We start from the raw sequence: 12686 nt of genomic DNA, 5'->3' as shown, positions 1-12686 counted from the left end.
TAGTATGTTGAATTTGGCAGATATTTTTAAGTTCATCGTTAACCGATTCAATGATAGCTCTTTTTCTTAGAAGAATTTTATCAACCAAGGGCATTAATTTATTTTTCATATTCTTTTTAAGTTTTGTAATGAGTTGAATTCCCTTTTCATAAAGACTTTCAAATAGAGATTGACTGATGTATCCTCTATCTCCGAAAAGTTTATCGTAAATCTTTTTAACAAGTGGGAAAATCACTTTCGAGTTTCTGTCGTCGACGTTTCCAGGAGTGACCATAAATGATAATATTTCACCTTGATCATTTACGATTAAATGTAATTTAAAGCCGTAAAACCAGCCTGTGCTTGATTTCCCTCGTTGTGCAATGTTTTTAAATACTTTATGAGAATGGATTCTTCTGTTGTCGCATACTTTGAGAATTGTAGAATCAATGAACGATATTCCGGAACATTTTCCCATACAAGTGTTGGATAGAAAGGAAGCTATAACAGCTAACACGTTAGGCATCAGTTCAACGAAACGATTGTAACTTACCGCTTTTGGGAATTCGGATTTCAGATTCTTTTTTATTTCTATCAAATAAAAATTTTTAAATTCTCTATAATGAGAAAGATGAAAATAAACTACGATTGTTGCTACCTCACTCAGGCTGAGCTGAAATTTACGATTTCTTTTTCCTGCCACGGGACTCAATATTTTCCCGTTCCAATTTATTTTTTGTTGTGTACAATAATCGTCTATTGCACAAAATATTGATGTCAGATCCATATTGAACTCCTTTTTGCTGAAAGTTTGGTTCAATATGGATCTGGCGCTTTTGAGTACAAGATCTTTCTCTTTTTTCCCACCTTACGCCGAACTCACGTTAATTAACGTGAGTTCGGCATAAGAAAATGAAAAAGGGTTTTCCAAAAATGTCAGTTTTCTAACAATTTAAGAATTGGTTCATAAAATCGCAATTTGTAGTAGTTCCTACAAATTAAGTTACATTACAAATTTTTAAACAGTATGAGTTCTCACATATTAGGAATTGATCAATAAAATTCGGATCCCAACTTTTTAGAAAAATGAATTCTTATGCCGATTCACGGCAATTACGCTTTAATCATGTGAATTCAGAGAAAGAAAATCTGGGCGAATCCGGCTTGCCATAGGCAAGCCGGACCGGGCTCTCAGCTCTGGTAAATAAATTGCATAAAAGAAATGTAATTCGATATTCGACTTAAGTTTCAATTTATTTACCTTGCATCGATCCCTTTCGCATTATATCGAATTCACGCTTTTCTGAACTCAGATCTCACTTCCTAAAAGTCGTCCAACAAAACGCGTTTAAACCCAGGTTGTTTGAAGTCTAAAAATTTGCCCGGAAAACTCAGCAAATACATTTCTAAGGATAACATTCCAAAAGTGGACGAAGACCTTGGCTCCGTTCAGAAGACATTTCCTTTTAAATATATTTTATAAAATTAGAATATACTCAATTTTTATTCCTTAATATATTTAGCCATCCCCAAGACATATATTATAGGATGTTTTTATTTTTTTGGAAATGTTTTTTTATATAATTCTAAAGAATCTAAAACTATTTTTTGCGCTAAAATTGCATTTTGAAATTCTTCGATAACCACCGTTTTGTTTTCCAATTTTTTATAATCTTCAAAAAAGTGTTTTAGTTCCAAAGTAAAATGTGGAGGAAGCTCCGAAATATCATTGATATGATTGACTGACATATCGTTAGCCGCAACTGCGATGATCTTATCGTCTTCCTCTCCGGAATCCAACATCCTCATCACACCTATAACTTTTGCCTTTACCAAACAAAGAGGTTCCAATTCTACCTGAGAAAGAACTAAAATATCAAGAGGATCTTGATCTCCGCAATAAGATTGAGGAATAAATCCATAGTTTGCAGGATAATAAAAGGAAGAATATAAAACCCTATCGAGTTTTAAAATTCCATATTCTTTATCCACTTCATATTTTGCGCGACTGCCGCGTTTGATCTCTATGACGCCATTTACAATTTCAGGACACTGATCGCCAGGAGAAATATCATGCCAAGGATGTACCATAACAGAAAACTTTTTTAATCTTCAGAGGAAAAGCAAGTGTAAAATAAAAACTTTGGCCTATGTCTTGGGTTTCCAATTCCAAGTAATGGCGAGTAACGCAATCGCAATTAAAGTTGCACCGATCATTAAATACATAGGTTGTTCCCAATGAAATCCTGTTTGTTTACTCAACCATCCTACCGATTTTGAAAGAATCGTCCTTCCCAAATAACCGAATAAACCTATAAAACCGGCAGCGGCTCCAACAGCCTTTTTAGAAGTAAAATCAAGCCCGGCAACACCTAACAACATAACAGGTGGATAGATAAAAAAACCAATGATCCCGAACAACACAAGATCCAACCAAAGAGAACCTAAAGGGGTAAATAATAATGAGATTAAAGCAAACAAAATAGGAAGCATACATAATAGACTTACCATTCCTCTTTTACCTCCCAATTTATCAGAAACCCACCCGACAAGAAGAGTAGAGGCAATTCCGGCAAATTCGTAGATAAACGTGCTGATCCCACCTTTTTCTAAAGAAGCTCCTTTAGAAAATTTTAAATAAGTAGGACCTATATCCGTCAAACCGTATCGAACTATATAAACGAAAAAATTAGCAAAGGCAAAAGTCCAAACATAATGATTTTTTAATACAGATCCTAGAATTATTTCCCTAAAAGTAAGTTCCTTTTCTTGTTCTTGTATAGAAAGTCTTAGCTCCTTTTCTGGATCTTTTTGATACTCTTCTATTGGAGGAAGACCAACCGACTGAGGAGTGTCCACCAATCGAAATAAAAGATAGATCGCAGTCACAATCGCAATCGAAGCGGGGATATAAAACGCATTTCTCCAGCCCCACCAAGAAGCGCTGTAAGCCGCAACAATTCCCACTAAACCACCTCCTACGTTATGCGCTATGTTCCAAATTGCAAATTTAGATCCTCTTTCGGAAACTCCAAACCAATGACCAAGAGAACGTCCGCAAGGAGGCCATCCCATTCCTTGCATCAAACCGTTGAGTGCCCAGAGATAAAAATGAACTTCGTATTGATTGGATGCTCCGAAAAACAAATTACAAACCGCCGTTAAAATTAAACCCAACGGCATGAAATATTTTGGATTACTACGATCGGATAAGATTCCCATTAAAAATTTTCCGATCCCATATGTAATCGCAGTCACCGCTAAAATATTTGTAATTTGTTCCTGGCTATAACGAAGCGCTTCTCCCATTTCTTTGGAAATAACTGGAAAATTATTCCTTACGAGATAAAATGTCGCGTAACCGATAAAGGTTGCTTCTAAAATTCTCCATCGAAAACGAGGATAAGATTGGTCTATTAATTCTTTTGATAATAACGGTTTTGCTTTTGCAGGAAGTAACCAACGTAACGGTGAAATCATTAGGCCAGTTTCAAAGATATAATATCTCTTACAAGGTGATTTTCATCAATCAATGATCATTTAGTTATTTATATGGAAGTTGATTCTAAAGTTTTAATGAAATGCAGTTTTAAAATTCCAATCTGCAAGTGGAATAAATCGAACTCCTAGCGGATTTAATAATTGAATTGCAGAAACGATTTGTTCCTCGATCAAATAATATGTTATTCCAGCTGTAAATCGGAAAATCCCACGATCTTCATAGGAATATGTTTTTAACTTTTCTGGATCCAATACCATTTCTTGTACTTCAAAAATTTGCCCGTCTGATTGCAGATGTAGTTTAGATTTTTTATAATCTAAACAATTGATTTCTGGAGGGATCATAATAAAATAATGATATACTTCTTTATCCGTATCAATTTCCGCCGGAACCCAATGTATTTTATTTGGTAAAAGTAACTCTAATAAATCCTTTATTCTTTTTGATACTACCGGCTGAGGTAACGAATGATGATCAACCATTAAATACTTTTTTGGCTTTGGCTTTCCGATACGAAGTTTCAAAGATAAATTTGCAGAGAAAGCTTTTTCTCTACGTTCGTGGTTATCAGAGTATAAATATGCAAATAATTGGGCTTTTTCAAATGTATCGTTTTTGTCAAGCAATGGATGGCGATCATTATTTTCTCGTTCCCATATTAAATAATTGATACTCAACTGATTTTGAATATAGTTTTCCACAAAAGCATCTTAAAAGCTAAAGAAGTGAAGTCAAATTAATTTTACATTTTCAGATATTTGTGCTCATTGTTATATATCTAAAATAGATCTTGAATTAAGTCCTCATTTAAACGTAGAGCAATACCTTATCACATAATCCTGATCAACAATAAAAGTGAATAATTATATAATAATATATAAATATTTTTAAAGTATAATTTTTGAATAAACTTTTAAGATAATTTATTTTATAGCGATCAGTAAAAGCCATAAACTAGAGTATTTAAAATTCCACATGTAAATAGTAATTTAGAACATCTGATATAAGAGATAATTTTCTAAAAGCAATAGTTCCTACATTAGAATTGTTGAAAAACTCCATAGTTCAGATTAACAAAACTACTTCAGTTGAACATTTCCATCAAAGAGAAACTGATACAGAATTAATTTTTCAAAAATTCTATTATCTAAGAATTAAAAATAACAAATTTTTTGAATGTTCTGACTAAGATTTTATTTGTAAAATTTCTGTTTTTTCATTTGCATTTTTTAAAAACCCGCTTTTCTTTACGCCTTATGATAGATTGGAATCCAAACTTAATGAAAAAGATGCGACTGAAAGCAGGAAATAAATTGATAGTATTTGATCAAGAAAAAGTACATAAACCCTCTTCCATAGAAGGAATCATTTTTACGACCGAGGTTTCAGAAGCGGAAGGAATTCTTTTTTTTGCGAATTCGGCTTATTCTCTCCAATCTTCTCTTTTAAAAATCCTAAAATCGATTCGTAAAGAAAGTATTCTATGGATTGCATATCCCAAAAAATCTTCTGGAATAAAAACAGACTTAGATAGAGACCACGGCTGGGAATCTCTTTCCAAAAATGGATACGAAGGTGTCGCATTGATTTCGTTAGACGATATTTGGTCTGCACTTCGTTTTAAAAAAACCAATGCTGTCAAAAAAGGAGGTTCTAAAGCAGAAAAACAAAAACGTCCTGAACTTTCTAAATACATTAATTACAAAACAAAAACCGTAAAACTTCCTGAAGACGTAAAAAATTTTCTTTCCAAAGATAAAAATGCAATAAAGTTTTTTGAATCCTTAGCTTGGTCTCATAAAAGAGAACATATCGAAGCGATTTTAGAAGCGAAGTCACCCGCAACTAGATTAAAACGAATTCAAAAATTAATTCAAGCAATAAGTTTTATAAAAATCCAAAAGAAAAAATAAAATTAAATGTAAAAACTTTTATAAAGAAAATTTTTCATTATCACCAAGCTACAATTTTATGAATAGATTTAATCTTTGAAATTATCAGAATTGTTAAAAATTAATTTTTTTCTGTTTCATTTAAACGAATAAATTATGCCATTTTTATAATATTAAATTTTCAATAACTCTATTATTTTGAGTTTTATAGAAACTTCTTCTGAAATTTTTTTCTTTTTTCACCTAATGCATGTTAATAATGCAGAACAGATTACCTAATATTTTATACTCTAACAAAATTTTGCGATTAGAATCTGTAGAATTTTACTCTCTTATATAACTCTGAATAAAGTAACGTTTCAATGACAAATAAATATTAGAGTTGTTGAAAAATGAATTCGCCACTTAGTTTTTGTTTCATGGAACGGTCGATTGAAGCAATTTTATTAATTTTAACTATGAAGTTTTTCAAGAACTCTATTACAAATTTTAGAAGAAGTTCTGATTTTTCTAAAAAAATTCTCCTCACAATTGTGGAACAATCTGCCAAATTCAATTCTGAATTTCTAAAATATATAAACTACTACAATTTAAATCTGATCAGAATCGATTGAAATTTACAAATGAGAATTTTCACTTTTTAAAAAATTATGTAACCATTCTCAACCTAAAAATGTGGGAACTACTATGAAAATTTAATACATTAGAACTGCTCGAAAGTTCGAAAATTGCCAACGACCTAATTTGTAGGAGCTACTTCATTTTATTAAAAACTTTTAAAGAATGATCGTATACAATTTTCTTTGAGACAAGCTCTTAATAGAGAACCTGTCCAATACATCAAAGCAATTATACTTTCAAATTTTTAATAATTTAACGCGAAAGGGATCGATGAATGAACTAAAGCAAAACGCTCTCCTGAATGCCGATCCTTAGAGAGGCATTCGCTGAGTTTCCTGGGTCGCGTTAACTCAGCAAAACGCTTTTTACGAAAGCGTTTTAGGGTCGATAAATTGAAAACTACGATGATAAGTCGTATAACGTTCCTGTATACAATTTATTGACCAGAGCTGAGAGCCCGGTCCGGCTGCTTATGGCAGCCGGATTCGTCCAGGTTTTCTTACGTTGAACTTACGTTGATTAAAACTTTTAACTTTCATTTTTGTGATGCCCGCAAAACAACAATTCCATACAGAAATTGAATTGGATGATTCCTTGGAGATTTACCACTCAAAATGTATGAAAATTACATTATGGCGGGTTTATTTAGAGACTTAGAATGTAGGACTTTCCTTAAAAAAAGTCAATAATGAAAAAAATTATCCTAAAGTAATTCATTTTGCTACTAATTTTTTAAAATACGTTTATTTTTTATAATATATTATCTTCTAATTATAGATACTAAAAACGGTTTCGAAATCGTAAATTCAGTATAAGAAAATTAGAAAAAATAGAAATTATAACGAGGTGTTAAAAACTATAATTTCAAAGTTTTTTGAAAACTCTCACACGATTTTACTAAAACTGAGTAATGGTAATTAAAATTCTAAATTGAAACCAGAATTCGTCTTAAAATTTAAGTTACCTATTATTTAGAAATTAGTAATGAAAGAATAGAAGAATAGAGTTTCACAAATCTTTCACACTGAACTTCATTAATTTAGAAACGTTTTTGTTAAAAATTATATAGAACAGTGCCGAATTCTTTGCACTGGAACAGAACTTTGTAATACAAATTCATAGTACTCAATTTTATAAGGATCAGTAAAAAATAAATCTCTTGTGAATTTTGAAAAAGTAAAATCGAAAGGGGATCAAATTGAAAATTTGCAAATTGGGAATCATTAAACTTTTACTTATCTTAGTAGTTTTTTCTCTTACAGAAATCAACGCTAAAAAAACAAAACGATTCAAACCTCATAAAATCAGACGCCATAACACAACCCGTATAGTTCAAAAACGATCGATCGAAATTCAAACTCAAGAAGTAATACCTCAAAAAACCTCAACTCCGGTCGAAATTCAAGAAACTAAAAAAGAAACACCTTGGTATCAATCAGTTAAGTTAGGTGCTATGATTCGGATTCGTCCCGAAGCAAAGTATAATTACGATTTTGATAAATTCAAAAATGATAATATTTCTTTTGTCGGTTCCAAGGCTCAAATATGGATAGAAAAAGAGTTTACCGAAAATACAAAAGTAAAAATCAACTTACAAGATTCCACCATTTGGGGAGGAGAAAAAGGTTCACCTAACGGACTCGATACGGCAAACGACAATACGAGACAATTCGTAGGAATTCGAGAAGTGTGGATAGAATCCAAAGAATTAATTGGTCCAATTACTTTACAAGCCGGCAGACAAATCCTAAAATACGGAGACGAAAGACTCGTCGGCGCTTTGGAATGGAACAACGTCGGAAGAAGTTTTAACGGACTTCGACTTAAGATCGATAAAGAAATTTTTTCTTCTCACGCTTGGGCAATGATCGTAGGTGAACAAGATTCGGACGTCGCAGGAAATTCCACGAATTTAGGAAAAAAAAATTCCTTTCCGATTCAATATAACTGTCCTCCAAATTCCACTTCGTTTTCTACGTGTACTTTTTCCGCAGAACTTTCCAAACAACAACAAGGAGATTCTACTTTTACAGGTTTTTATAATACGTTAAAACCTTCCGACTTACTTCATATAGACGCCTATTATATAGGATTGTATAAAAAATGGTTTCCTCAAAATAACTCTACAATCTTACTTCTTCCTAATCCGGAAACGATTCCTAGAGATTCCAGATACGACCAACTACATACTTTCGGTCTCAGAATTTCTAATAGAACCACACCGGATAAAAAAGCAAAAATCCCTTTCGACTTTTCAATTGAATACGCAAGACAAACCGGAAGAAATGGAATAAACATTACACCTAGTTGGGATTATTTTAACACAAACATTTATACGGTAGATCCTCTTACCGGCAAAACAATAACCAATAACGTTTATAAAGAAAGACAAACTTACGACGCTTATGCGTTCGCTCTCGACATAGGTTATACAATTGGTTCTTTTCGATTAGGTGGCGAGTATGATCTTGGCAGCGGAGATCCAAATCGAAAAGACGGAAAAGTCACTACCTTCTCAAATTTATTCCATTCCAATCACGGTTTTTTTGGAGAAGCGGATCAAGTAAGTTGGGTAAATATGGTCGGTAAATCCGTCAATCTTACTTGGGACGGAAAAGAATTCGGTAAATTGAGAATCGCCTATTGGATCGTTGACAAACACAAAAGACAAGATGGTTGGTATGACGTTACGGGAGCACTTAAAGAAGGTGCCAGTACAGAATCCATTACTAACGAACGTTTTAAAGACCCTTACGTTCAAACAGAAAAAGGAGCTTTAGACCAAAGATCGGTTATAACTCTCGGAAAAAACTTATTTAGAGAAATTGATCTAATATACTCTTTTAAATATAAGGGCGTATTTTGGGCGTTAGGCGGAAGTTGGATTTTTGCGGGCGACGCAGTTCGACGTAAACTCAATGACGATTCTATTTCTCCAGAATTTAGAAAAACACAATTTCTTCCTCAAGCACAGTTTGGTTATCTAATGATGACCGCTCAATTTTAAACCGAAATAAAAATAACTTTAAGTATTCTGAATACATCTTAGGAAAATATTTTTGGACGCATAAGTTTAATCTTGACTGGTAATTTTACAAGATATCTCAAAAATACTTTATTTTTGCTTAAAATGCCAATTCTGATTATTCTAAGATATTCTTGAGATAACTTGTAGTTTTAAATAAAGAAACTTCCATAAAATGAATTCTTATCAGACGTTAGTCACCAAACAATGATTTTGTGTAAAACCTAAATCCTAAAATCTTTATCTTTGGTTTTATAGAAACCTTTCTTTTTATAAATAAAATTTGTTTTAAAATTGACGAACTGAAGTTTAAATTTCTCCGAACTATTTCTTAAATTGAAACATTCAAACGTTTCTAAAAACTTTACACCAAAGTCATTTTATTCTTTTATCCTTGTATAAATAACCGACCCTTAAATCGTTGTAAAACAAACGTCTTATTCATAAAGACGCAAAATTTCTCCTGATTCCAATCTTCCTCTCTTCGATTCACTTTTTGATCTTCCGGATAAGTTATCTTGAAAATTCAAAACACTAGAGGTTCCCGGAAGCGGGCGATTTATTGTTTTGAAAGGAACATCTATGAAAAAACTCAAGTTTAGCGAACTAAACTTATCCGCCGAAATCCAAAACGCAATTTTAGAAATGGGTTTTGAAGAAGCCTCACCGATCCAGTCAGAAGCTATTCCGGTTATATTAAAAGGAAAAGATATTATCGGACATGCTCAAACCGGCACTGGTAAAACCGCAGCCTTTGCAATTCCTACGATCGAACTTCTCGAAGTAGAAAGTAAACATTTACAAGCATTGATCCTCTGTCCTACTCGGGAATTGGTGATACAAGTCAGCGAACAATTTCGTAAATTGATGAAATACAAAGGCAACTTTGAAGTTGTTCCAATTTACGGCGGCCAAGAAATTGAAAGACAATTCAGGGCACTTCGCAAAAATCCCCAGATCGTAATTGCAACTCCGGGTAGAATGATGGACCACATGAGAAGAGGTTCTATCCATCTCGACGAGATCAAAATCGTAGTTTTAGACGAAGCCGACGAAATGTTAGACATGGGTTTTAGGGAAGATATGGAATTCATCCTAAAAGATACATCCGCAGATCGTCAGACGGTCATGTTCTCCGCCACGATGACGGAAGACATACTTACTTTGATGAAGAAGTTTCAAAATCATCCTCAAATCATAGACGTTACTCATCAAAAATTGAGCGCTCCTAAAATTGAACAGATCTACTACGAAATTCAGGAAAACGCAAAAGGAGAAGCGCTTGCGAGATTGATCGAATATAGAAACGTAAAACTAGCATTAGTATTTTGTAATACAAAAGCACAAGTAGACACGGTCGTAGAACTTTTGAAATCCAGAGGTTACTTTGCGGAAGCGCTCCACGGAGACTTAAACCAAAAACAAAGAGACAAGGTAATGAACGGTTTTAGGAAAGGAAGTATCGAAATTTTAGTCGCAACCGACGTGGCCGGAAGAGGAATAGACGTCAACAACGTAGAAGCAGTTTTTAACTACGACCTTCCGAGAGACGGAGAAGACTACGTTCATAGAATTGGTAGAACCGGAAGAGCCGGTAAAAAAGGAATCGCTTTTTCTTTTATTGTAGGAAAACAAATCTACAACTTGAAAAAAATAGAACGTATCAACGGAATTAAAATCGAAGCAGGCAAAATTCCAACGTTAGACGATTTAGAGGAAACAAAAATTCATTCTTACACTTCCAAAGTACGATCCATCGTAGACGCCGGGCATATTGGCAAATACGTAAACCAAGTAGAAAAATTAATGGGAGACGATTACACGGCTCTCGACATCGCCGCTGCCTTGTTTAAAATGACAATTTTAAAAGATAGCGTTACATTTGACGATTCCGTTCAATTTGAATCTGATTTTAAATACGAAGAAAAACATTCCTCTAAAAAGAAATCCGGCGGCGGAAGATACGGAGACCGGAATTTTAGTAGATCTGGGTCTAGATCCAAATCAAATTCGAATTCTCATTTCGGCAATAATTCCAAAGACGGCTCTCGTTCTAAATTCTCCAAAGGAGATAAAAAACAAGGTGGGGCAACTTCTTTCAAAAAAAAGAAAAAGTAACAATATCCAAACTACTTTAAGAATCCAATTTGAAATCTTCGGGAAATTTATTTTCTAATCCTGAAATTTATGCCGAAATGAATAATAGATAGAAAAACCGTTCTTTACAAAACGGACTGTTAAACATTATGATTTTCGATTTTACTATCAAACTCAAACGATTCTATTTTTTTCTTTTATTTGGATCGATTACTTTCCTATTCGCACAAACCCAAGATTCTTCTCTTAATACGAGAATGATCCCACTTTGGAAAGGAGAAGTAGAAGCGGTTTATAGTGGTAAAGGTAAAGTAAAAATTCGAATCCGAAAAGGTTCTATATTTTACGGTAAGGAAGAAGAGGAAATCAAAGCCATACTGGAAAAAAAATCTCAGTATTCCGTCTTACAAAAAAATCCCGAAAAAGAAATCGGTCATTTTTCTATCCGTCAGATCTCGGTGGTTTATCAAAATAATTCAGACGGCAAGAAGGTTTCCGAAATTGAACTTTACGGTTCATTTGTTGCAATCCCAGGTGTCCCTGAAAGTTTACTCACAGCCGGAACTTTTATCCAAGATTATAAACAAGAAATTGCTTATATTGAACCGGGCGCTTTTTTCACCGAAGACAGAAGAAGGACCAGACCTTCAAAACAACTTAGGCATCCCAAAGACGGTAAGGAAATGGTTCTTGTTTCAGGAGGTTACGAACAAAACGGAGAACCGTTTTACGAATCAATGGGATTTTTTATTCACGGACAAGGAAACGATCCTTCCGAAGACAGTTATAATCCGTTTTACTTCAAACCGGAGCGTGGTAATCTTCAAGATGTTTCTTCTTTTTACATAGATAAGTACGAAGTTACAAATCAAGAATATTCAAAATTCTTAAAGGAAACAAACACTCCTCCTCCTCCTCATTGGAAAGGTGGGAACTTCCCTACAGGAAAAGAACATCATCCAGTCAACGGGATCACTTACAGAGAAGCTGAAATTTACGCGCGTTGGTCTGGTAAAAGACTTCCTACAGAAATGGAATGGGAAAAAGCGGCTCGCGGAACCGGAATGACTTGGAAAATCAATCGAGACGAATCGTATTCTTTTTTTCCCAACCCTTTGGAATATCCATTCGGAAACGATTTTGATCCTACGTTATGCAATACTCTAGAAAGTAAACAAACCAACACGATTTCAGTTTACGAACTTGCAAAAAAATCTGCAAGTCCCTACGGAGCCATTGGAATGTGCGGAAACGTAGCAGAGTGGACAAGCTCGGATTATCTTCCCTATCCAGGACATTCTCTCAAAAGAAACGCATTCGGAAAAATATATAAAGTCATTAGAGGTGGTTCGTTTTCCTCTACAAAGGAAGAATCTACTACTTACTTTAGATCTTTCGGAGGAATTCCAAATTTAAAAACGGATCGCAGAGCCGGATTTAGACTCGTCTGGGATCTTCCTGGAAAATAAAAAATATTCGATTTTTTTAAACTACTCAGAACTATAATAAAGTACCAAATATTTTGCGTTTAAACCAGCGCTTTGCAATAGTAGCTTCTAGTATTTAATTT

8 protein-coding genes are annotated in these 12686 nt (G+C 33.8%); 4 read left to right on the top strand and 4 right to left on the bottom strand.

Features of this window, described 5'->3' with window-relative positions:
- The 4 genes from LEP1GSC059_RS17365 to LEP1GSC059_RS24740 form a co-directional block, all read right to left on the bottom strand.
- Window positions 1–766, bottom strand: a 766-nt coding sequence (locus LEP1GSC059_RS17365; RefSeq protein ID WP_020981131.1) for an IS982 family transposase, incomplete at its 3' end; no start/stop codon positions are given.
- A 767-nt stretch (window positions 767–1533) separates the two neighbouring features.
- Complete coding sequence (locus LEP1GSC059_RS17360; protein WP_017213824.1) at window positions 1534–2070, bottom strand: inorganic diphosphatase; 537 nt, start codon at window positions 2068–2070, stop codon at window positions 1534–1536.
- A gap of 57 nt (window positions 2071–2127) precedes the next feature.
- Window positions 2128–3459: an MFS transporter gene (locus LEP1GSC059_RS17355; protein WP_017213823.1), complete on the bottom strand. Its 1332-nt coding sequence runs from the start codon at window positions 3457–3459 to the stop codon at window positions 2128–2130.
- 93 nt (window positions 3460–3552) lie between these two features.
- A complete protein-coding gene (locus tag LEP1GSC059_RS24740; protein ID WP_337587756.1) occupies window positions 3553–4107 on the bottom strand; it encodes an imm11 family protein in 555 nt (184 codons plus the stop codon).
- 630 nt (window positions 4108–4737) lie between these two features.
- Between LEP1GSC059_RS24740 and LEP1GSC059_RS17345 the strand changes: the two genes are divergently transcribed.
- From LEP1GSC059_RS17345 to LEP1GSC059_RS17325, 4 genes are all read left to right on the top strand, one after another.
- Window positions 4738–5394 carry a YdeI/OmpD-associated family protein gene (locus tag LEP1GSC059_RS17345; RefSeq protein WP_155243466.1) on the top strand — a complete coding sequence of 219 codons (657 nt, stop codon included), beginning with the start codon at window positions 4738–4740 and terminating at the stop codon, window positions 5392–5394.
- Between the two features lie 1798 nt (window positions 5395–7192).
- On the top strand, window positions 7193–9001 hold the full coding sequence (locus LEP1GSC059_RS17335) for an alginate export family protein (protein WP_020981127.1): 1809 nt from the start codon (window positions 7193–7195) through the stop codon (window positions 8999–9001).
- A 600-nt stretch (window positions 9002–9601) separates the two neighbouring features.
- On the top strand, window positions 9602–11137 hold the full coding sequence (locus tag LEP1GSC059_RS17330; protein WP_002176458.1) for a DEAD/DEAH box helicase: 1536 nt from the start codon (window positions 9602–9604) through the stop codon (window positions 11135–11137).
- A gap of 128 nt (window positions 11138–11265) precedes the next feature.
- The gene (locus tag LEP1GSC059_RS17325; RefSeq protein ID WP_002176428.1) at window positions 11266–12585 is read left to right on the top strand and encodes a formylglycine-generating enzyme family protein; all 1320 of its coding nucleotides are present in this window, start codon (window positions 11266–11268) and stop codon (window positions 12583–12585) included.
- Window positions 12586–12686: the final 101 nt, after the last annotated feature.

The sequence above is a fragment of the Leptospira noguchii serovar Panama str. CZ214 genome (genome assembly GCF_000306255.2).
Taxonomy (GTDB): domain Bacteria; phylum Spirochaetota; class Leptospiria; order Leptospirales; family Leptospiraceae; genus Leptospira; species Leptospira noguchii.
The sequence above is the reverse complement of the archived record's forward strand: the minus strand, read 5'-3'. Positions and strand labels throughout refer to the sequence as shown.